Origin of the sequence: Providencia sp. M-27 (assembly GCF_011077905.1) — a bacterium.
GTDB classification, from domain to species: domain Bacteria; phylum Pseudomonadota; class Gammaproteobacteria; order Enterobacterales; family Enterobacteriaceae; genus Providencia; species Providencia huaxiensis.
This window is the reverse complement of record NZ_JAALBT010000001.1, coordinates 115,090-137,693: the sequence shown is the minus strand read 5'-3', so window position 1 is coordinate 137,693 and position 22,604 is coordinate 115,090. Positions and strand designations below refer to the sequence as shown.

Below are 22,604 nucleotides of genomic sequence, written 5' to 3'. Positions count from 1 at the left end.
CGTTATATCTCCTGACAATAAAGGGGGCAAGCGCCCCCTCATTCATACTGGTTTGTCACCACGACATTTCGTGGGTACTCACAAAATTAACCGTCGATAGAACGTTTAACTTCAATGATTTCGAAGACTTCGATCATATCGCCGACACGGACATCATTGTAGTTCTTAACGCCGATACCACATTCCATGCCGTTACGAACTTCACTGACGTCATCTTTAAAGCGACGCAGTGATTCTAACTCGCCTTCATAGATAACGACGTTATCACGCAGGACACGGATTGGGTTGTTACGTTTAATGGTACCTTCAGTAACCATACAACCAGCAACAGCGCCGAATTTCGGTGATTTAAACACATCACGAACTTCTGCAAGACCAATAATTTGCTGCTTGTATTCAGGCGCTAACATACCGCTCATCGCTTGTTTGATTTCATCAATTAAGCTATAGATAACAGAGTAGTAGCGTAAGTCAACGCTTTCACTTTCAATCACACGACACGCAGAAGCATCTGCACGTACGTTGAAGCCTAAAATGATAGCATTCGATGCCGCTGCTAATGTAGCGTCAGTTTCAGTGATACCACCAACACCAGAACCGATGATTTTAATTTTAACTTCATCAGTCGACAGCTTCATTAGAGAGTCAGTAATCGCTTCACAAGTACCTTGAACGTCGGTTTTCAGAACGATATTCAGCTCAGAAACTTTACCTTCTTCCATGTTAGCAAACATGTTTTCCAGTTTAGATTTCTGCTGACGAGCGAGTTTAACATCACGGAATTTACCTTGACGATACAGGGCAACTTCACGTGCTTTTTTCTCGTCACGTACAACTGTCGCTTCATCACCTGCAGAAGGTACGCTAGACAGACCTAAAATCTCGACTGGCATTGAAGGACCTGCAGACTGAACATCTTTACCTAATTCGTTACGCATTGCACGAATACGGCCATATTCGAAACCACACAGGACGATGTCGCCTTTGTTCAGTGTACCTTCTTGAACTAAGATTGTCGCAACTGGGCCACGACCTTTGTCCAGATAAGATTCAACGACCACACCACTCGCCATACCGGTATAAACAGCTTTAAGTTCTAATACTTCAGCTTGCAGCAACAGCGCATCAAGTAAATCGTCAATACCTGTACCCACTTTCGCAGATACACCGATAAATTGAGTGTCACCGCCCCACTCTTCAGAAATAACACCGTACTGAGACAGTTCATTTCTTACACGGTCAATGTCAGCTTCTGGCTTATCAATTTTGTTCACTGCAACTACGATTGGCACACCCGCCGCTTTTGCGTGCTGGATAGCTTCGATTGTTTGTGGCATTACACCATCGTCCGCAGCAACAACCAGTACAACGATATCTGTTGCCTGAGCACCACGAGCACGCATAGAAGTAAACGCGGCGTGACCTGGGGTATCTAAGAAGGTAATCATACCTTTGTCAGTTTGGACGTGGTATGCACCAATGTGCTGAGTAATACCACCCGCTTCGCCTGACGCCACTTTCGTTGAACGGATGTAGTCAAGTAAAGAAGTTTTACCGTGGTCAACGTGACCCATGATAGTAACAACTGGTGCACGTGGCTCTTGCATTGCAGAGCCTGTGTCACGGTCATTCATTACTGACTCTTCTAATTCGTTTTCACGACGCAGAATAACTTTGTGGCCCATTTCTTCTGCAACTAACTGTGCAGTTTCTTGGTCAATCACTTGGTTGATAGTCGCCATTGCGCCCATCTTCATCATCGTTTTGATGACTTGAGAACCTTTTACTGCCATTTTATTAGCAAGTTCACCAACAGTGATCGTTTCGCCAATCACAACATCACGGTTAACCGCAGCTGCTGGCTTAGTAAAGCTTTGTTGTAAAGAACTACCTTTACGTTGTTTACCTTTACTGCGACCTGAACGGCCTGCGGCTCGTTCTTCTTCGCGATCTGCTTTTTCAGAAAGTTTATTACCTTTCTTTTGGCGAGGTGCTTTTGCAGTACGATTACGTGAACGACGGCCTTCTTCTTTCTCATCACTTTCATCTTCAGCCGCACGAGCGTGCGTCGAAGTTGTCGTGTGATAATCGCTGTCTTCTTCAGTTTTCGTTTCAGCAGTCCACTTTTCACCGTTTTCTTCTGCCATTTTGCGAGCTTCTTCAGCTACACGGCGTGCTTCTGCTTCAACTTTGCGCTGAGTTTCTTCTTCAGCTTTACGTTTTAGCTCCGCAGCTTCAGCTTCACGGCGTTGTTTGTCGGCATTACTTTCTACAGCTTTGCCTGTCTTTTGTTGATTTTCGCTTGGTTTCACTTTTTCTCTTTCCGCTGCTTCGCGCGTAGCTTTATCTGCTGCTTCACGTTTTGCTTTCTCTTGGGCTTCACGTTTTGCCTTTTCTTCCGCTTCACGTTTAGCGGTTTCTTCTGCTAATCGTTTTGCTTCTGCTTGACGTTGTGCCAGTTCTTCAGCTTCGCGCTGTGCCTGCTCTTCCGCTTCACGCTGCGCCTGCTCTTCCGCTTTTGCTTCTTCAGCATCACGGTTCACATAAGTGCGTTTTTTGCGGACTTCGACATTTACCGATTTGCTTTTGCCACCGGTGACGGGGACACTCAGCGTACTACGAGTTTTGCGCTGTAGTGTCATTTTGCTTGGCTGACCCGCTGCCCCGCCTTGTTCACGGTTTAAATGGCTCAGTAAAGCTTCTTTTTCTGACTGGCTAACAGAGTCATTCTCACCTTTTTTGATCCCTGCTTCAGCAAATTGCTGTACCAGGCGATCAACTGTGGTTTGAATTTCCGTTGCCAATGTTTTTACAGTTTCTGTCATGCCGTTCCTTCCTGCTACAGTGTTTACGCATCGTTACCGAACCAGCAAATATTACGTGCGGCCATGATGAGCGTACCTGCTTTCTCATCATCCAGACCTTCAATATCAATCAGGTCGTCGATGCCCTGCTCAGCAAGATCTTCCAGTGTACAGATTCCACGAGTAGCCAAATTATAGGCAAGAGTACGATCCATACCTTCAAGATTCAATAAATCTTCTGCTGGCTGATTATCACCTAGGCTCTCTTTTTGAGCCAATTCTATTGTGGTGAGGGCCGCTTTCGCTCTTTCACGTAGAACTTCAACAGTCTCTTCGTCAAGACCATCAATTTCCAGAAGTTCATTAATAGGCACGTAAGCCAGTTCTTCTAACGTCGAGAAGCCTTCTTCAACAAGTGCAGTGGCAAACTCTTCATCAATATCAAGATGCTTGGTGAATGTATCAATAGAAGCATGTGCTTCTGCCTGATGTTTTGCATTGAGCTCTTCTGCGGTCATGACATTTAATTCCCATTTGTCATCACCACGGTGTTTTTTCAGTAATTGAGCTGCCAGACGCACGTTTTGACCGTTACGCCCAATGGCTTGTGCCAAATTACTACTTTCTACGGCAACATCCATCGTACATTTGTCTTCATCGACGACAATAGATGCAACATCAGCCGGAGCCATAGCATTAATAACGAACTGAGCTGGGTTATCATCCCATAACACAATATCAATTCTTTCGCCGCCTAGTTCACTAGAAACGGCTTGAACACGTGCACCACGCATACCAACACAAGCACCAACTGGGTCGATACGCTTGTCATTAGTTTTAACTGCGATTTTTGCACGAGAACCTGGATCACGGGCAGCGGCTTTGATTTCAATAATTTCTTCGCCGATTTCTGGCACTTCAATGCGGAATAATTCAATCAACATTTCAGGGCGAGAACGCGTAACAAAAAGCTGTGCGCCGCGTGCTTCAGGACGAACATCATACAGGACTCCGCGGATACGGTCACCTGGACGGAAATTTTCACGTGGCAACATATCTTCACGCAGAATAACGGCTTCAGCGTTATTGCCTAAATCTAACGTGATATTTTCACGATTAACTTTTTTTACCTGAGCAGTGATGATTTCACCTTGTTGCTCACGGAATTGGTCAACAACCATCGCACGTTCTGCTTCACGAACTTTCTGTACGATAACTTGTTTAGCTGTTTGAGTGGTAATACGGTCAAATACAACAGACTCGATTTGGTCTTCGACGTACTCTCCAAGCTGCAGCGCTGGATCTTCGTATTGAGCCGCTTCCAACGTAATTTCACGTGTTGGCATTGTGACTTCTTCCACAATTAACCAACGACGGAACGTGTCGAAATCACCTGATTTACGGTCAATTTCCACACGGACATCAATTTCTTGCTCGTATTTCTTTTTAGTCGCCGTCGCTAATGCAGTTTCCAGAGCCTCGAAGATTTTTTCACGAGGGAGGGATTTTTCGTTAGAAACCGCTTCTACAACAGCCAGAATTTCTTTATTCATCCTAGTTGCCTCATTGAACTTTATTAAAAGTGGGGTACCAAGTTAGCTTTCTGGATGTTGCCGAGGGCGAACACCTCATCCTTACCATCTACAGTAACCGTAATCATTTCACCGTCTATGGCCTTAATAATTCCTTGCCACTTACGGCGGTTCTGCATTGCTATACGCAAAGTCAATGCCACCTCTTCCCCCATAAAACGCTCGTAATGCGCAATGGTGAATAATGGACGCTCAAGCCCTGGTGACGATATTTCCAGGTTATAAATGACAGAAATTGGATCTTCAACGTCCAATACTGCACTGACCTGATGGCTGACATCAGCACAATCATCAACAGTGATGCCTTCTTCACTATCAATGAAGACACGCAGTGTTGATGTACGGCCACGGACAAACTCTAAGCCTACAAATTCAAAGCCTAGCGCCTCCACAGGTGCTGAGATCATCTCTGTTAATTTCTGTTCTAATGTGGACAAGCCCACCCCCAGACATAAAAAAAGGGCTATAAAAGCCCAGTTAATTCGATTGTCAAATAACAAAAAACCCCGAAATTCGGGGCTTTATGCAACTGGACCCTGTAGTGCACGGGTTCACCATATTCTTATTATACCTGTAAAATCTAGAGAAATCGATGAGAAATTTTGAGAGCTGTTAGATAACTGCACTTGATTACTACACCGGATAACTACTATAGACTACGATACTGACAAGGTATGTTGAATAAGAAATGGTTGCGGGAGCCGGATTTGAACCGACGACCTTCGGGTTATGAGCCCGACGAGCTACCAAGCTGCTCCATCCCGCGTTCGAAAACGTGTTATACTCTACACGGATAACCTGTAAATCACAAGCTATCTAAAATAATGGTGCCGAGGACGGGACTTGAACCCGTACGCCCGTTTTGTAGGCACTACCACCTCAAGGTAGCGTGTATACCAATTTCACCACCTCGGCACTGAGGCGAGGTTATCAATACTTAATCAATAACCTCAAATTTTAACTTCTCACTCATCGCTGAGCTTACTACTTAATGATGGCATTAGTTGCCTTCATTCGGAATCTTTCACACTTAACGAGGGATATCGCTCGTTGGTGTAGCTGGTGCTGCCGGAACGTCTGTTGGTTGCTCGACTTTAGTAGGTTCACTAATGTTTTCCCACTTACTACCACTACCAGTTCCGTACTTGTTGGCAGTCATATTGCCAAGTATTAAACTGATGATGAAAAACACAGCAGCCAAGATCCCAGTCATACGGGTCATGAAGTTACCTGAACCCGATGAACCAAACAGTGTTGCAGAAGCGCCCGCACCGAATGAAGCTCCCATGTCAGCACCTTTACCTTGCTGTAACATGATCAGACCAATAAGCCCGATAGCCGCTAGCAAGAATATAATTAAAAGAGCTACATACATTTGAGTTACCTATTCAGTTGCGGTGCATAGCGTAATGCTATGACCTTTATCACTGCACACCTACTCATTTCGACCGCGAAGAAACACTCTTACGGGATTGAGCAGGTGCGAATACTAACCAAAGCTGAGCAGACAAGCAAGTCTATTTTGACTCCATTTGATTATTTGCAGAAAAAAACAACAAATCATCAAAATATTGCTCAGCTTCACCAATAACAACTTAGCCAGCTGCTTTTACGGCATCAGCAATGCGGTTTGCCATTGCAGTCACATCAGCTTCGTTTTCACCTTCAACCATGACACGGATTAACGGTTCTGTTCCTGATTTTCTCAGTAACACACGGCCTTTTCCTGCCAATTGTTTTTCAACTTCTTCGTTCGCAGCAACTACCGCATCACTCTGTAGTGGATCGTGTTGGCCTTTGAAACGAACATTGACTAACACTTGAGGTAATAATTTCATACCACTGCATAAATCGTGTAGGCTCATATGGTTACGTACCATTGCACTTAATACTTGCAAGCCCGCTACAATCCCGTCACCGGTAGTCGTTTTATCTAATAAAATCACGTGACCTGAGTTTTCAGCCCCCATGCGCCAGCCTTTTTCCTGTAATTTTTCGAGCACATAGCGGTCGCCCACTTTTGCACGCTCAAAAGGGATCCCTAGCTGTTTTAGGGCGATTTCTAACCCCATATTACTCATCAAGGTTCCGATAACGCCACCTTTAAGCTGACCTTGGCGTAGCGCTTCGCGAGCAATAATAAAGAGAATTTGGTCACCATCAACTTTTTCACCGAGGTGGTCGACCATAATAATACGGTCACCGTCACCATCAAATGCTAAACCGACGTGGGCTTTTTCTTCTAATACTTTTTGTTGTAGCTGACGAACATCCGTTGCACCACATTCTTCATTGATGTTGATCCCGTTCGGATCGCAACCAATAGTGATGACTTCAGCTCCTAATTCACGAAACACATTTGGTGCGATGTGATAAGTAGCCCCGTTAGCACAGTCAATAACGATTTTTAAGCTAGACAGGCTTTGTTCGCTTGGGAACGTTCCTTTACAGAACTCAATATAACGGCCAGCAGCATCGACTATGCGGTTTGCACGACCTAACTCTGCTGACTCAACGCAGGTAATCGGCTTTTCCATTTCAGCTTCAATGGCTTCTTCTACTTCATCAGGCAGCTTAGTTCCATCAATTGAGAAGAATTTGATCCCATTATCATAATAAGGGTTATGAGATGCGGAAATCACAATCCCCGCTTCTGCACGGAAAGTGCGTGTTAAATAAGCGACTGCAGGGGTTGGCATTGGGCCTGTGAAAGATGCAGATAGACCTGCAGCTGCTAAGCCTGCTTCTAAAGAGGATTCCAACATATAGCCAGAAATACGCGTATCTTTACCAATAATAATTTTACGTGAGCCATGACGTGCAAGGACTTTCCCTGCCGCCCAACCTAATTTTAAAACAAAATCAGGGGTAATTGGGCTATCGCCCACTTTGCCACGAATACCATCAGTACCAAAATATTTACGGTCGCTCATACGCTTATTTTTCCTTTTCTGACAGAGTCATCTGTACCACTTGCATCGCTTGCACGGTTTCTTTGACATCATGAACTCGAATGATGTGTGCCCCTTGCATCGCAGCAATCACTGCACAAGTTAGGCTGCCTGCGAGGCGTTCTTGTGGTGGAACATTCAATAATTGTCCAATCATAGATTTACGTGACATCCCTGCCAATAGCGGTAGTCCGAAATTATGAAATTGTTCTAAGTTTGCCAATAACTGGTAATTATGCGACAAGTTTTTGCCAAAGCCAAAGCCTGGATCAAGGATAATTTGCTGTCTATCAATCCCGGCCGTCACGCATCGGGTGATTTCAGCGTTAAGATAGTCTTTTACTTCACGCACCACGTTTTCATAATTCGGTGCTTCTTGCATCGTTCTTGGCTGACCTTGCATATGCATAATACACACGGGTAAACCTGTTTTCGCAGCGACTTCTAATGCATCCGGCTCATGAAGCGAGCGAATATCATTGATGATATGCATACCTGCATTTGCGGCTTCCGCCATGACTTGTGCTTTAGATGTATCGACTGAAACCCACACATCAAAACGTTGCGCTATCGCTTCAACCACAGGGATAACTCTATCAAGTTCCTCATTCACAGAGACTTCGGCAGCGCCAGGACGGGTTGATTCACCTCCGATATCAATGATAGCCGCACCGTGTTGAACCATTTTGGCCACATGTTCAAGCGCATCCTGATAACGATTATGAGTGCCACCATCTGAAAATGAATCAGGAGTAACATTCAAAATCCCCATCACCTTAGGTGTTGATAAGTCAAGGACACTGCCTCTCGCTTTGATCTGCATTGTTATTTTTCCTTAACGAAAAAAACCCCAGCGAACTGGGGTCTTCGTATTTTATTTCACGACCGCTTATTGTGGCTTGCTGTCGTTATTGTCTGATGGGTTTGATTCATCAGCATTATTACTATTATCTGTATGACTATTATCTGTCTTACTTGGTTCTTCAGTACTGTTTTTCGGTTCTTCAGATTGAGGTTTTTCAGCTGCGTTTGCTGCACCTTTACCAAATGTACCTGTCACATTACTGACTTTTTTGTCTTCATCCCAACCTGCAGGCTCACGAACTGGACGACGATTCATTAAATCATCAATCATTGGCATATCGATAGTTTCATATTTCAGCAATGCATCTTTCGTTGCATGCAGAATATCGATATTGTCTTCCAGTGTTTTGTAAGCCAGTTGGTAGCAATGGTCTAAAATTTTCTTAATTTCTTCATCAACAATACGTGCTGTTTCATCAGAAATTCCAGAACCATTACCTGAAGAACGACCTAAGAACGCAGGACCTTCTTCTTTCGAGTATTGCATTGGACCTAAACGGTCTGAGAAGCCCCATTGCGTTACCATGTTACGTGCAGTATTGGTTGCAAACTGAATATCGGAAGAAGCCCCTGTAGTGACTTTTTCACGACCATAAATCAACTCTTCCGCAATACGACCCGCATAAGCTGTCGCAATCATACCTTCGAGTTTCAAGCGGCTACGGCTAACTTCATCACCTTCAGGTAAGAAGAATGCCACCCCCAGCGCTTGGCCACGTGGAACAATTGTAACCTTGTGAACAGGGTCATGCTCTGGCATTAAATGACCGATAATCATATGACCACCTTCATGGTAAGCCGTTGATTCTTTTTGCTCTTCGGTCATCATCAGAGAACGACGCTCTGCACCCATCCAAATTTTGTCACGCGCTTTTTCGAATTCCACCATGGAAACGACACGCATATTTGCACGTGCTGCAAATAATGCGGCTTCGTTAACCAAGTTTGCCAATTCAGCACCCGAGAAACCCGGAGTTGCACGTGCAAGAATGAAAGTATCCACGCTTGGGTCGATAGGTACACGACGCATATGCACTTTCAGAATTTGTTCACGGCCACGAACGTCTGGTAAGCCAACGACTACCTGACGGTCAAAGCGACCTGGACGTAATAAGGCTGGGTCAAGTACGTCAGCACGGTTAGTTGCTGCGATAACAATGATACCCTCATTACCTTCGAAACCGTCCATCTCAACCAGCATTTGGTTCAGTGTTTGCTCACGCTCATCGTGACCACCACCAAGACCTGCACCACGTTGACGACCTACCGCATCGATCTCATCAATAAAGATGATACAAGGCGCTGCTTTTTTCGCTTGTTCGAACATGTCACGAACACGAGAAGCACCCACCCCCACAAACATTTCCACAAAGTCAGAACCGGAAATGGTGAAGAATGGCACTTTTGCCTCACCAGCGATAGCTTTTGCCAGTAATGTTTTACCTGTTCCTGGAGGCCCTACCATCAGGACGCCTTTTGGAATTTTACCGCCAAGTTTTTGGAAACGAGCAGGTTCACGCAGAAACTCTACGATTTCGCCCACTTCTTCTTTGGCTTCATCACACCCAGCAACGTCTGCAAATGTTGTTTTGATCTGATCTTCTGTCAGCATGCGGGCTTTACTTTTGCCAAATGACATTGCCCCCTTGCCGCCACCGCCTTGCATCTGGCGCATGAAGAAAATCCAGACACCAATCAACAGAAGCATTGGGAACCAGGAAATAAAAATAGATGTCAGTAAGCTTGGTTCTTCTGGTGGTTCACCAACAACCGTCACATGCTTATTCAGCATAGTGTCTAACAGCTTCTCATCCTGCATAGGAAGATAAGTTGTATAGCGGCTATTATCAGCCTTTCTGACGTTCAGTTCACGACCGGTGATACGAACTTCACGTACCTGATCCTGGGCTAACTCATTGATAAACGTTGAATAATCAACTCTGCGACTATTCGAATCGCTTGGGCCAAAACTCTGGAACAAGGACATCAGAACAACTGCGATGACTAACCAGAGAATCAGGTTTTTCGCCATGTCACTCAAGGGATTAACCTCATATTACAACTGTGTTAACAAATAACGCTCAGGGTACTATAGTTTTAGCCCTGTCGCTACAATGTATACTTCACGCGATCGTGCCCGCGAAGATTCAGGTTTACGAACTTTTACTTTCGTAAACAGGGAGCGGATATCCCTAAGGTAATCGTCAAAGCCTTCTCCCTGAAACACTTTAACAATGAAACTTCCCCCAGGTGCCAATACAGAACGGCACATATCCAATGCTAATTCAACTAGATACATAGAGCGAGGAATATCAACCGCTGGTGTCCCACTCATATTTGGCGCCATGTCAGACATGACCACCTGTACTTTTTTGTCGCCAACGCGTTCTAACAAAGCGGCGAGAACGGCTTCGTCGCGAAAATCCCCTTGCAGGAAATCAACACCAACGATTGGGTCCATCGGCAATAAGTCACAAGCAATAACCCGCCCATTATGACCTATTTGGCTAACAACGTATTGCGACCAACCACCAGGGGCTGCTCCTAAATCAACAACGGTCATACCTGGTTTAAAAATTTTATCACCTTGCTGGATTTCCTCCAGCTTAAACCATGCACGTGAGCGCAGCCCTTTTTTTTGTGCTTGCTGAACATATTTATCACTAAAATGCTCTTGCAACCAGCGACTTGAGCTTGCCGAACGTTTTTTATTGGCCATTGTGCTTTCCAACTATACTAAAAGAACTTCACCTAACTTGCTGCTTCTTTACCATCAAAAAGATATAATTGATGGTGATAGATATCAGATGGCGGTAGAATAAGCCATTTTCAATACTAACCAAGCAAAAAATCAATGAATCTTAATAAAAAACAAATTCAGCACCTAAAAAGTCTCGCTCACCATTTAAACCCTGTTGTTATGATCGGCAACAATGGTTTAACCGAAGGTGTTTTAGCTGAGATTGAACTCTCATTAGCGCATCATGAGCTTATCAAAGTCAAGATCGCAGGCGAAGACCGTGATACTAAAAATTTGATCGCTGATGCGATTGTTCGCGAAACTGGTGCAGTAAATGTACAAATCATCGGTAAAATTCTTGTTATCTACCGTCCTTCGGCAGACCGCAAAATCATTTTACCTAAATAATCCCTCATCATTTATATAAAAATGCCATTGAAAGCATGTTTTATATGGTGAAAAAGGCCGCCTGCGGCCTTTTTCTTTAAATCAGGGAAATAATATAACCAATTCAGGCAAATAGGAATCAGATATACTCAACTTTAAGAATTTCGAACTCGACATCGCCACCTGGGGTTTTAATCGAGACCGCATCATCAACTTCTTTACCCACTAAGCCACGTGCTATCGGTGAGTTCACAGAAATCAGATTGATCTTAATATCGGCTTCGTCATCACCAACAATACGATACGTTAGCTCTTCGTCAGTATCAACATTCAATACTGTTACTGTTGCGCCAAAGATAACGCGACCGTTATTAACCATTTTAGTGACATCGATCACTTGAGCGTGAGAAAGTTTACCTTCAATTTCTTGAATACGGCCCTCACAGAAACCTTGTTGCTCACGTGCTGCATGATATTCTGCATTTTCTTTTAAGTCACCGTGCTCACGCGCTTCTGCAATAGATGCAATAATTTCTGGGCGACGGACAGATTTAAGGAATTCAAGCTCTTCTCTTAGCTTATCCGCACCAAGTACCGTCATCGGGATCTGTTTCATTAATAAATACCTCGGTTCAATCCTATCTAAAAACAAGTATCTTCCTGATTTTGTAACAACAGTACACCGAACACCTGCGTAAAACGGGGGTGTTCTAGTAAAAAAACGCAATCAGACTTATGTACTCATTTATCTTATCATAATGTACGCTATTTTAACTGAGACTTAATAACGGGTCACCGTTTACTTTCTTAGGCATTACACTTTAGTATGTATTATATGTCCACCCTAATGCGTGAAATATATGTCATTATTAACTTTAACCAGAAAATGGATAATCTCTTTAGGAATAACCTTAGCCAGTGCGCAAGCTCTAGCAATTCCTATTGATGAGTACAAACAATATTTACCTGATGGCACTAACCTTGCTCTGGTCGCGCAAAAAGTGGGAAGTAGCACCCCATTAATTGATTATAATGCGCAGCAAATGGCATTACCTGCAAGTACGCAAAAGGTTGTGACCGCTCTTGCTGCCCTGTTACAACTGGGGCCAGACTACCGTTTTGTCACCAATTTTGAAACTGATGCAAAACTTAGCAACAACACATTGACTGGCGATTTAGTGATCCGTTTCAGTGGTGACCCAACACTAACTCGCCAACAAATTCGTAATATGGCTAATGCATTAAAGCAGCTTGGCATCCATAAAGTTGATGGCGATCTGGTTGTTGATATTTCTGCTTTTACTAGCCATGACAAAGCACCAGGTTGGGTTTGGAATGACATGACCCAATGTTTTAGTGCGCCGCCTGCTGCTGCTATTATTGACCGTAACTGTTTTTCAGTTTCTCTTTACCCCGCTGAAAAAGCAGGAGATTATGCATTCATTAAGGCGGCTAGTTTTTACCCTGTCAATATGTTCAGCGAAGTCAAAACACTAGCTAAAGGCTCCCCAGAAGCACGCTATTGCGAGCTTGATGTCGTTCCTGGTGAACTGAACCGCTACACCCTAACAGGTTGCTTAACTCAACGCAGTGAGCCCTTGCCACTTGCCTTTGCGGTGCAAAATGGAGCGAGTTACTCAGGGGCGATTGTCAAAAATGAGTTAACCACCGCGGGTATTGAGCTTACTGGCCATGTGAAAAAACGCACATTTCCAGCACCTCAATCACAGGTGTTAGTCAAAACTGAATCTAAACCACTGCATGACTTGCTAAAAGTGATGCTAAAAAAATCCGATAATATGATAGCGGATACTGTTTTTCGTACTATCGGTCGGGAATATTATGGTGTTCCAGGGACTTGGCGTTCAGGATCCGATGCGGTAAAACAAGTGCTGAAGCAAAAAGCAGGGATCGACCTTGGCAATACCGTAATGGTTGATGGATCTGGTTTGTCCCGCCATAACTTGATCACCCCAGCAACGATGATGGAAGTTTTGCAGTTTATCGCAAAAAATGATCAACAACTCGATTTTATTTCTATGCTTCCACTTGCCGGCCATGATGGCACTTTGCGTTACCGTGGTGGTTTTGATGAGGCTGGTGTAAATGGTAAAGTTTCCGCCAAAACGGGAGCACTACAAGGGGTCTATAACCTCGCTGGTTTTATCACAACCGCCAGTGGCCAACGTGTGGCTTTTGTGCAATTTATTTCTGCTTATGCGGTACCACAAAACCAGCAGCGTACTCGTCGAGTACCATTAGTACGATTTGAAAGCCGTTTATATAAAGATCTGTATCAGAAAAACTGATCATACGCAGTTTAGACATACGTGGGTTTAGAAATGTAAAAAGGCGCTTTTGCGCCTTTTTACATTTTTAAGATAAACTATTTTTGATAAATGATTTCGACACCTTCGTCGTCATCTTCATCCCAATCGTCATCCCAGTCATCATCAAAATCTTCAGTACCTGAAAGTTGTTCTTTGTGGTAGTCATCCCACATGAATTCAACTTTCTCAGGTTGCTGTGTATCTTCAGTCGTTGCCATATCACGTGGTTGAGTATTCATAAATTCCATGATATCCCAACACAGTGCTTTCACACCTTCGTGGTTAACTGCGGAAATCATATAGAATTTATCTTCCCAGCCCATTGCTTTGGCAATTTCTGCTGCGCGCTGTGCTGATCCCTCTTCACCTAAGATATCAATCTTATTGAAGACTAACCAACGTGGTTTTGCTGCCAGTTTTTCACTGTATTTTTCTAACTCACTAATGATGATCTTCGCATTTTCGACAGGATCAGACTCATCAATAGGGCAAATATCAACCAAGTGAAGTAAGACACGACAACGCTCTAAGTGTTTCAGGAATTGGATCCCAAGACCTGCGCCTTCAGCCGCACCTTCGATCAACCCGGGTATATCCGCAACCACAAAGCTTTGTTCGTTATCCATACGCACCACACCCAAGCTTGGGACTAAAGTGGTAAAGGGATAATCTGCAACTTTTGGTTTGGCGGCTGATACTGAACGAATAAATGTTGATTTACCCGCATTTGGCATACCAAGCATGCCCACATCAGCTAACAGCATCAACTCTAACAGTATTTCGCGAGTTTCCCCTTTTGTCCCCATTGTACGTTGACGTGGAGCACGATTTACTGAAGATTTAAAACGGGTATTTCCAAGCCCATGGAAACCGCCTTTAGCGACCATATGACGTTGTTCGTGGCGCGTCATATCACAAAGTACTTCGTTAGTCCCTAAATCGCGTACACGCGTTCCTACGGGCACTTTAACTGTGATATCTTGACCACGTTTACCTGTACATTCACGGCTTTGGCCATTCTGGCCGCGCTCTGCACGAAAGGATTTTTCAAAACGGTAATCGATTAACGTGTTGAGGTTTTCGTCTGCTTGTAAGTAAACGTCCCCACCATCGCCACCGTCACCACCGTCCGGTCCCCCTTTAGGGATGTATTTTTCACGGCGGAAGCTGACACAACCATTGCCACCATCTCCTGCCACGACCAATATTTTGGCTTCATCTACAAATTTCATAATTCTCTCTCCGCTTCTGAGCCGCATAACGCTGGATGGCTGTTCTACTCAGAGATGGTGCATCTTTAATTCGTGTGTAGTTCATTAAAGATCAAATATCTGAATATAAAAAGCCCCGCAAAAGGTTTTTGCAGGGCTTTAATTCTGAATTAAAGGTCAGAAAACTTATTCAGCTTCGATGCTGATAAATTTACGATTGTTTGGACCTTTAACTTCAAATTTAACTTTACCGTCCGCTAATGCGAACAGAGTGTGGTCACGGCCACAACCTACGTTGTTACCTGCGTGGAACTTAGTACCACGTTGACGAACGATGATGCTACCTGCTAATACAGCTTCACCACCAAAACGTTTAACACCTAAACGTTTTGCTTCTGAGTCACGACCGTTACGAGTCGAACCACCAGCCTTTTTGTGTGCCATTAATCTGCTCTCCTAAATCTTAAGCGATGACAGTGATCTTAACATCAGTGAACCACTGACGATGACCCTGTTGTTTACGGCTATGTTTACGACGACGGAACTTGACGATTTTAACTTTTTCGCCACGACCGTGTGCAACCACTTCCGCTTTCACTTTAACGCCTTCAACGATAGGAGCACCGATTTGGATCTCATCGCCATTAGCAACCATCAGAACTTGATCAAATTCAACAGTTTCACCTGTTGCGATGTCCAGCTTTTCTAGGCGGACAGTTTGACCTTCGCTAACTCGGTGTTGTTTACCACCACTTTGGAAAACCGCGTACATATTAACTCCGCTTTCCGCGCACCCGTTAAATATTTCAATTCCAGAGTACGCTATAAAATATTCACAATAGGGCGCGAATTCTACGCAAAAAAGCATCAGAACACAAGCCAATAATGCGGTTAGATGACAAAAAATACGACTTTTTTCTCAATAACCGTTTTTGAGCATTGATTTAGCGCCTATTCACTCAATTGTTACTTATTTAAACATTTTTTGCATCACACCTGATAATCTTATAATTAATAATGTTATGCTAGAAAGATAACTGTTCTATCGGTCTCCCATTTTTTTATTTCGGGAATGAACCAAAAACTAATAATATGAATAAATTACAATGAATTTAGAATCTATTATTGAACTGACAACTGAGGATATGTCAGCGGTAAACGAAGCCATCCTCAGTCAATTGAATTCAGATGTTGCACTAATTAACCAGCTTGGTTATTACATCGTCAGTGGTGGCGGTAAAAGGATCCGGCCGATGATCGCAGTGCTTGCAGGTCGATCTTTAGGCTACTCGGGTCATAAACATACCCAAGTTGCAGCGTTGATCGAGTTCATTCATACCGCAACGCTGCTACATGATGACGTCGTTGATGAGTCCGATATGCGTCGTGGAAAACAAACTGCAAATGCTGTTTTTGGTAATGCAGCGAGTGTCCTCGTGGGTGATTTTATTTACACTCGATCATTCCAGATGATGACGGATCTCGATTCAATGCGGGTGCTAAAACTGATGTCTGAAGCGACGAATGTGATCGCTGAAGGGGAAGTTTTACAGCTGATGAACTGCAATGATCCCAATATTACTGAAGAAAACTACATGCAAGTGATCTACAGTAAAACCGCACGTCTTTTTGAAGCGGCCGCTCACGCATCTGCTATTTTAGCTAATGCAACACCGGCACAAGAAAAAGCGCTACAAGATTATGGTCGCTATATTGGTACAGCTTTTCAGTTAATTGACGATCTTCTCGATTATGATGCAGACAACGCTCAATTAGGAAAAAATACGGGTGATGATTTAGATGAAGGTAAACCTACACTTCCCCTACTTCACGCAATGCAAAATGGTAATGAAGAAGAATCCGCGTTGATCCGCCAAGCGATTGAGCAAGGCAATGGGCGCCATCTGTTAGATACGGTTCTGGCAACCATGAAACGCTGTGGTTCCCTTGAATATACCTATGCAAGAGCCCAAGAAGAAGCACAAAAAGCGATTGATGCCTTGAATGTAATTGAAGATTCAATTTATAAAGATGCATTGATCGGCTTAGCTTATATCGCAATTCAACGCCACTCTTAGTCACTAGAAAAGACAAAGCAGATCAAGAAAAGGGGAAACGTTATTTTTCCCCTTTGTCTTCTTCATCGATTTGAGCAAGCAGTGACGACAAACCGTAACGCAGGATATATTTCACTATTTTATTGCGCTCAGACTCTGTCAGTTGGTAATACGCTTCCGACCAAATTTGCAATGCATCTGTTCTTTGGCTTTGGTAAGTTACCGAAGGCTCATGCAGGCTAAGTTGCCCTTGGATTTCCCCCGGTAAGCTTTCAAAATAATACTCAACAGCTTTACCCTGTACCCCTCTTTTACGGCGGTTTTTCCAGCCTTCTCGTCTTGCCATTAGGTTAATTCCCTGAGGAGATGTCGGGAGTCCTTCTAACCCAGCTAATTCTTTGGCAGTGAACCACAATTTTTTCATTTTTCACTTCACACTTGTATTATGAAACCTGCTTTTGCAGCTTTACTAAAATGTCATCTGTTAAAAAATTTTTTTTAATTCAATATAATATTATTTTTATATATTAATTATTTACATCTTAAGTAATTGTAAATTACTTATTATTAATTAAATTAATTAGCGCTAGTGCCCCTTCGCGCATAATAAATGTCAGGATAATGTCTCGTTCATCATTGGAAAGCTGGTTATAAGCTTCCTGCCAAATAAAGGCATTATCATTTCGTTTTACTTGATAAAGTGGTGAAGTTTCGTTAGCAAACTGGCTTTCAAAAATATCGATAGGTAAAGAACTTATATGGTATTCCAAGGCTTTGCCTTGAATACCTCGTCTTTTGCGACTTACCCAGTTTTCACGCCTTGCCATGGCATTAATGCCTTGAGTTGTCATGGGAAGCCCTTGTAACCCAACCAACTCTTTTGCCGTTAGCCATTCCTTGTACATGCTGACCCTCCTAGTCATGATGACAATTCGATTTCCAGTTGTTGAAAACTATCTCTATTTTCTCAAAACTTCATTAATCTATTCGTTTTATTTATACCTATAAATAATAATATACAAATCATATTTGTTATTAGAATTCTAATTTCTTTTAATAACAGACAATTAAATAATTTACTCGCTAATAATTTAACTAATTTTATTAACTAATCTAGATATATTATGAGTACAAGTAAAAAGTAGCATTAAATATGTCATTCCTCTCCCTAACTAGAAAGAGTTAGTTTTAATAACAAAGCTTTATCCTAATTCACAGTTCTTCATTCTGACTTTCTATTTAATTTCATAAAAACCACGACAGTTTCATAAAATGAATTTTTAAGAAAAAATCAGAAATTATTTTGGGAAATTTCTGTTATTTTATTTCCAATAACTAAACGGATGTACTGACTGTACCATAATTTTCTGTTACTCGTACCACTAACTCTACATGATTCTAAGTGAAAAAAGGACTAAAAAATGATTTTACGGAAATCGGACTGGCACCCTGCAGATATCATTGCTGCTTTACGTAAACGTGGGACAACCCTTGCCGCAATTTCACGCGAGGCAGGGCTAAGCTCTTCAACGTTAGCAAATGCGCTATCACGCCCTTGGCCTAAAGGGGAATGGATCATTGCAAATTTCTTGGCCATTCACCCAGCTGAAATTTGGCCAAGTCGTTATTACGACCCAATTACAGGGGATTTATTAGAAAGAAAAGTCAGAGAAAAGGCACCAGTGGAAGATTAAAAATTGTATGGGATATAGATATAAGGCCGTGAATAATCAATGTATTCACGGCCTTATCTTTTGATGGCAACCCAATAAAAAAGGTTGAGCTCTAAACGAAACTCAACCCTTTACAATTAGGAAAAGTGTTAATTGGCATTAGCCATTAATAAATTTTTCACCTAATTCGATATCTGCTTTTAATACATCTAGCATGTCTTTCAGTGCTTTCTCTTCAAATGCACTTAATTTACCGATTGGTAAATGTTTTTCGATACCGTTTTTGCCTAAAACAACGGGTTGTGCAAAGAAGCGAGCATGCTCACCATCACCTTCGGTGTAAACACATTCAACCACATTGCTTTCGCCTTGCAGACCACGAATTAAAGATAAACCTAAACGTGCAGCTGCTTGGCCCATAGATAAAGTTGCAGACCCGCCACCCGCTTTCGCTTCAACGACTTCTGTACCTGCATTTTGAATACGCTTAGTTAACGCTGCAACTTCTTCGTCAGTGAAGCTAACACCTTCAATTTGAGATAACAGTGGCAGGATAGTCACACCAGAGTGGCCACCAATCACAGGCACTTCGAGGTCATTAACATTTTTGCCTTTTAGTTCAGCAACAAATGTATTAGAACGGATGATATCTAATGTCGTCACACCGAATAAACGGTTTTTATCGTAAACGCCTGCTTTTTTCAGGACTTCTGCAGCGATAGCAACGGTGGTATTCACTGGGTTAGTGATGATACCAATCAATGCCTTAGGGCAAGTTTCAGCAATTTGTTGGATCAGATTACGGACGATACCCGCATTGATGTTAAATAAGTCAGAGCGGTCCATACCTGGTTTACGTGCAACACCCGCAGAAATAAGGACAATGTCAGCACCTTTTAATGCAGGTTTCGCATCTTCGCCAGCAAAGCCTGTCACTTTAACATCAGTAGGGATATGGCTTAAGTCAGCAGCAACACCTGGAGTGACTGGTGCGATGTCGTAGAGGGAGAGTTCTGAACCTGCTGGGAGCTGGTTTTTGAGAAGAAGGGCGAGAGCCTGACCGATACCACCTGCTGCACCTAGGACTGCAACTTTCATTCTGAAACTCCTTAATTTGTACTTTAAAAAGATATCACTTTATTTGTTATACACTTAACACATTACGTATAAAAAACAATTTGTTAACAGATAGAGAGAGAGTTTAACGCAAGAGAACTTGTTTATTAATTGCCAGTATTCTAAACAAATTCCTTATCTGTTAATGAGATAACGGGCACTTTTTTAACAAATAGTTTTTCTGGGTATTGCATTTCGCACAATAAGTTGTTTTCTGTGTATATTTTTCAATCAAAAACATTTTTATTAACAATAAATTTACAACGAATATCTGAAAAATTCATTGCTCTATTATGCTAATTTTTCATTTTCACAATTTACGATAAATTGATACTTCTAACTACCAACCTAAAACGAAATTGCTTAACTTTAAGTTATTCGCTGGTTATAAACTCATCATAACGCAATTTTGTTGCATAAAAATGCACTTTTACGGATAATACAGCTTAATTCAATGCAAAAGAATGGGTTGATTATGCGCACTCCGTCTAAACAAGAAGACTTGGTTAAGGCTTTTAAAGCCCTACTTAAAGAAGAAAAATTTAGCTCGCAAGCTGAAATTGTCACGGCTTTGCAAGAAGAAGGCTTCGAAAATATTAACCAATCAAAAATTTCCAGAATGCTAACCAAATTTGGTGCTGTTCGCACCCGTAATGCAAAAATGGAAATGGTATATTGCCTACCGACAGAGCCTGGTGTCCCTACCGCCACCAGCCCACTCAAAAACTTAGTTTTGGATATAGACTACAACCCTTCTGTTGTCGTGATCAGAACGAGTCCAGGTGCTGCACAGCTTATTGCACGTTTATTAGATTCATTAGGTAAAGCAGAAGGAATTTTAGGTAGTATTGCTGGTGATGATACTATCTTCTCAACGCCAGCCAACAATTTCACCACAAAAGAGTTGTATGAAGCGATTTTAGCGTTATTTGAACAAGAGCTTTAATCTATTGATATACATTAGAATAAGAGGGAAATTCGATTTCCCTCTTATTGTTTTTGTCTGTTTCTATTCGATTTTGAGACATCATTTTGTTATTTGATATTTTCCGCAACTTCATACACTACGGCTTTCACTTTCTGATGCCAATTGCCTTTGGTTACCTATTTTGGCGAAAAAATTGGAAACTCGCTGCCCTGATCATGATAGCCACGATGGCTATCGATTTAGATCATCTGCTAGCTGACCCTATTTTTGACCCAGAACGCTGTGGTATTGGGTTCCACCCACTTCATTCCTTTTGGGCTGCGGTTGTTTATGTGGTGTTACTATTCATGCCATCATGGAAACTCAAAGCGATTGCGGTTGGCTGCTTGTTCCACCTTTTCACAGATTCGCTAGATTGCTATATGGGAAGTTTAAAAAAAGAGATGAATAGCCCAATAACATTAAGTCTCGTCATAGAACAGTGCCCATTGAGTATGCCAAACATAAAAAAAACCCAGCAATCATAAGGATCACTGGGGTTATCAAATAGCTAGCTAAGAGAATTTAATCATCTTGCTCTGTTTCTGCTTTCGCCTTCAAAGCTGCGAGCAATTTGCCATGAATGCCGCTAAAGCCACCATTGCTCATCACCAAAATATGGTCACCCGGTTGTGCGGTTTCAATAATCATATTGGTGAATGCCTCAATATCTGCACTCCAACGGGCGGGTTGAACACATTTTTCAGCAATATCCGTCACCATCCAAGGGATATTGGCCGGTTGGAACAGAAACACTTCATCTGCACGGCCTAGCGCAGGCGCAATATCATTTTTATTGACCCCCATTTTCATGGTATTCGAACGAGGCTCGAGCACTGCAAGAATACGTGAAGTTCCGCCAACTTTGCTGCGAAGTGCTTCTAACGTTGCCAAAATAGCCGTTGGGTGATGTGCGAAGTCATCGTAAACACTAACGCCATTTTCAACACCACGTAACTCAAGGCGACGGCGTGCATTGATAAAGCCATTCAAGGCAAGGCAAGCTTCTTTTACTGGGACTCCTACATGGTGAGCCGCAGCAATCGCCATCAATGCATTTTGGATATTGTGGTTACCCACTTGTGACCAAGTGACTTCACCCACTTTTTCTTGTTGGTAGTACACGGCAAAGTGGCTGCCATCGTGGCTTAGCTTCTCTGCTTGCCATCCACCATGCTCCCCACCCACCAGCTCTTGTTCACTCCAGCAGCCCATTCCAATCACTTGTTTTAAATGATTATCGTTGTCTGGTGTGAAAATTTTGCCACTCGCTGGCACAATGCGTACAAGGTGATGGAACTGTTTTTGAATCGCTTCGAGGTTTTCAAAGATATCCGCATGGTCGAATTCAAGGTTGTTCAATACCAAGGTTTTCGGGCTGTAATGAACAAATTTAGAACGTTTATCGAAAAATGCACAGTCATATTCATCCGCCTCAATAACAAAAAACGGACTTTCGCCAATCTTAGCGGAGACATCAAAGTTACCCGGAACACCACCGATAAGAAAACCGGGCTTGTAACCACACTCTTCTAAGATCCACGCAAGCATCCCCGCGGTAGTCGTTTTACCATGGGTTCCCGCCACGGCCAGTACCCAACGTTCGGGTAACACATGGTCATGAAGCCACTGTGGGCCAGATGTATACGGCAAACCTCTTTCTAACACAGCTTCGACACAAGGGTTACCGCGCGTCATTGCATTACCGATCACTACCATATCCGGTATTGGGTCAAGCTGAGCCGGATCAAACCCCTGAATGAGTTCAATCCCTTGATTTTCAAGTAATGTGCTCATCGGTGGATACACATTGTCATCCGAACCCGTCACTTTATGCCCTAAAGAACGAGCCAATATTGCTAAGCTTCCCATAAAGGTACCGCATATACCTAAAATATGTATGTGCATTCTT

Annotated in this window: 22 protein-coding genes and 2 tRNA genes; 6 read left to right on the top strand and 18 right to left on the bottom strand. The window is 42.8% G+C overall.

What is annotated here, in order from left to right:
• Nucleotides 1–86: 86 nt before the first annotated feature.
• The 10 genes from infB to rlmE form a co-directional block, all read right to left on the bottom strand.
• A complete protein-coding gene (infB, locus tag G6Q48_RS00660) occupies nt 87–2,825 on the bottom strand; it encodes a translation initiation factor IF-2 (RefSeq protein ID WP_166264006.1) in 2,739 nt (912 codons plus the stop codon).
• Nucleotides 2,826–2,848: 23 nt separating this feature from the next.
• Nucleotides 2,849–4,357, bottom strand: coding sequence for a transcription termination factor NusA (gene nusA / locus G6Q48_RS00655; RefSeq protein WP_004905898.1), 1,509 nt, complete (start codon nt 4,355–4,357; stop codon nt 2,849–2,851).
• A 23-nt stretch (nt 4,358–4,380) separates the two neighbouring features.
• Nucleotides 4,381–4,833: a ribosome maturation factor RimP gene (rimP, locus tag G6Q48_RS00650; RefSeq protein WP_036958775.1), complete on the bottom strand. Its 453-nt coding sequence runs from the start codon at nt 4,831–4,833 to the stop codon at nt 4,381–4,383.
• Between the two features lie 252 nt (nt 4,834–5,085).
• A tRNA-Met gene (locus tag G6Q48_RS00645) sits at nt 5,086–5,162 on the bottom strand.
• Nucleotides 5,163–5,221: 59 nt separating this feature from the next.
• Nucleotides 5,222–5,311: transfer RNA gene (locus G6Q48_RS00640), tRNA-Leu, on the bottom strand.
• 115 nt (nt 5,312–5,426) lie between these two features.
• Entirely contained in the window at nt 5,427–5,771 is a 345-nt protein-coding gene (gene secG / locus G6Q48_RS00635) for a preprotein translocase subunit SecG (protein WP_004905902.1), read from the bottom strand.
• Nucleotides 5,772–5,991: 220 nt separating this feature from the next.
• On the bottom strand, nt 5,992–7,329 hold the full coding sequence (gene glmM, locus G6Q48_RS00630; RefSeq protein ID WP_166264004.1) for a phosphoglucosamine mutase: 1,338 nt from the start codon (nt 7,327–7,329) through the stop codon (nt 5,992–5,994).
• Nucleotides 7,330–7,333: 4 nt separating this feature from the next.
• Nucleotides 7,334–8,170: a dihydropteroate synthase gene (folP, locus tag G6Q48_RS00625; protein ID WP_102138211.1), complete on the bottom strand. Its 837-nt coding sequence runs from the start codon at nt 8,168–8,170 to the stop codon at nt 7,334–7,336.
• Nucleotides 8,171–8,236: 66 nt separating this feature from the next.
• Nucleotides 8,237–10,243, bottom strand: coding sequence for an ATP-dependent zinc metalloprotease FtsH (gene ftsH / locus G6Q48_RS00620; RefSeq protein ID WP_102138212.1), 2,007 nt, complete (start codon nt 10,241–10,243; stop codon nt 8,237–8,239).
• A gap of 57 nt (nt 10,244–10,300) precedes the next feature.
• On the bottom strand, nt 10,301–10,930 hold the full coding sequence (rlmE, locus tag G6Q48_RS00615) for a 23S rRNA (uridine(2552)-2'-O)-methyltransferase RlmE (RefSeq protein WP_102138213.1): 630 nt from the start codon (nt 10,928–10,930) through the stop codon (nt 10,301–10,303).
• A gap of 135 nt (nt 10,931–11,065) precedes the next feature.
• On the opposite strand from rlmE, the gene yhbY reads away from it, so the two are divergent.
• Nucleotides 11,066–11,359: a ribosome assembly RNA-binding protein YhbY gene (yhbY, locus tag G6Q48_RS00610; RefSeq protein ID WP_004905914.1), complete on the top strand. Its 294-nt coding sequence runs from the start codon at nt 11,066–11,068 to the stop codon at nt 11,357–11,359.
• 118 nt (nt 11,360–11,477) lie between these two features.
• Here yhbY and greA read toward each other — a convergent pair whose 3' ends face one another.
• Entirely contained in the window at nt 11,478–11,954 is a 477-nt protein-coding gene (gene greA / locus G6Q48_RS00605; protein ID WP_004905916.1) for a transcription elongation factor GreA, read from the bottom strand.
• Nucleotides 11,955–12,198: 244 nt separating this feature from the next.
• On the opposite strand from greA, the gene dacB reads away from it, so the two are divergent.
• On the top strand, nt 12,199–13,647 hold the full coding sequence (dacB, locus tag G6Q48_RS00600) for a serine-type D-Ala-D-Ala carboxypeptidase (RefSeq protein WP_166264002.1): 1,449 nt from the start codon (nt 12,199–12,201) through the stop codon (nt 13,645–13,647).
• Nucleotides 13,648–13,724: 77 nt separating this feature from the next.
• On the opposite strand, the gene cgtA is transcribed toward dacB, so the two are convergent.
• The 3 genes from cgtA to rplU form a co-directional block, all read right to left on the bottom strand.
• A complete protein-coding gene (gene cgtA / locus G6Q48_RS00595) occupies nt 13,725–14,900 on the bottom strand; it encodes an Obg family GTPase CgtA (protein ID WP_166264000.1) in 1,176 nt (391 codons plus the stop codon).
• A gap of 165 nt (nt 14,901–15,065) precedes the next feature.
• Nucleotides 15,066–15,323 carry a 50S ribosomal protein L27 gene (gene rpmA, locus G6Q48_RS00590; protein ID WP_004905922.1) on the bottom strand — a complete coding sequence of 86 codons (258 nt, stop codon included), beginning with the start codon at nt 15,321–15,323 and terminating at the stop codon, nt 15,066–15,068.
• Nucleotides 15,324–15,342: 19 nt separating this feature from the next.
• On the bottom strand, nt 15,343–15,651 hold the full coding sequence (gene rplU / locus G6Q48_RS00585; protein WP_102138216.1) for a 50S ribosomal protein L21: 309 nt from the start codon (nt 15,649–15,651) through the stop codon (nt 15,343–15,345).
• Between the two features lie 334 nt (nt 15,652–15,985).
• Here rplU and ispB point away from each other — a divergent pair, with 334 nt between their 5' ends.
• A complete protein-coding gene (ispB, locus tag G6Q48_RS00580) occupies nt 15,986–16,957 on the top strand; it encodes an octaprenyl diphosphate synthase (RefSeq protein ID WP_102138217.1) in 972 nt (323 codons plus the stop codon).
• A gap of 40 nt (nt 16,958–16,997) precedes the next feature.
• Here ispB and G6Q48_RS00575 read toward each other — a convergent pair whose 3' ends face one another.
• Both G6Q48_RS00575 and G6Q48_RS00570 read right to left on the bottom strand, forming a co-directional pair.
• On the bottom strand, nt 16,998–17,360 hold the full coding sequence (locus tag G6Q48_RS00575; protein ID WP_102138218.1) for a DNA-binding protein: 363 nt from the start codon (nt 17,358–17,360) through the stop codon (nt 16,998–17,000).
• 133 nt (nt 17,361–17,493) lie between these two features.
• A complete protein-coding gene (locus G6Q48_RS00570; RefSeq protein WP_166263998.1) occupies nt 17,494–17,841 on the bottom strand; it encodes a DNA-binding protein in 348 nt (115 codons plus the stop codon).
• Nucleotides 17,842–18,357: 516 nt separating this feature from the next.
• Between G6Q48_RS00570 and G6Q48_RS00565 the strand changes: the two genes are divergently transcribed.
• Nucleotides 18,358–18,630 (top strand): helix-turn-helix domain-containing protein, encoded by a 273-nt coding sequence (locus tag G6Q48_RS00565; protein WP_102138220.1) that lies wholly within the window; start codon nt 18,358–18,360, stop codon nt 18,628–18,630.
• A 138-nt stretch (nt 18,631–18,768) separates the two neighbouring features.
• Here the strand turns inward: G6Q48_RS00565 and mdh are convergent, their stop codons facing one another.
• Entirely contained in the window at nt 18,769–19,707 is a 939-nt protein-coding gene (mdh, locus tag G6Q48_RS00560; RefSeq protein WP_004905937.1) for a malate dehydrogenase, read from the bottom strand.
• A gap of 493 nt (nt 19,708–20,200) precedes the next feature.
• Between mdh and argR the strand changes: the two genes are divergently transcribed.
• Together argR and G6Q48_RS00550 are read left to right on the top strand one after the other, a co-directional pair.
• Nucleotides 20,201–20,671: a transcriptional regulator ArgR gene (argR, locus tag G6Q48_RS00555; protein WP_004907450.1), complete on the top strand. Its 471-nt coding sequence runs from the start codon at nt 20,201–20,203 to the stop codon at nt 20,669–20,671.
• 86 nt (nt 20,672–20,757) lie between these two features.
• The gene (locus G6Q48_RS00550) at nt 20,758–21,180 is read left to right on the top strand and encodes a DUF6122 family protein (protein ID WP_102138221.1); all 423 of its coding nucleotides are present in this window, start codon (nt 20,758–20,760) and stop codon (nt 21,178–21,180) included.
• Between the two features lie 37 nt (nt 21,181–21,217).
• Here G6Q48_RS00550 and mpl read toward each other — a convergent pair whose 3' ends face one another.
• Nucleotides 21,218–22,600: a UDP-N-acetylmuramate:L-alanyl-gamma-D-glutamyl-meso-diaminopimelate ligase gene (gene mpl / locus G6Q48_RS00545; protein ID WP_166263996.1), complete on the bottom strand. Its 1,383-nt coding sequence runs from the start codon at nt 22,598–22,600 to the stop codon at nt 21,218–21,220.
• Nucleotides 22,601–22,604: the final 4 nt, after the last annotated feature.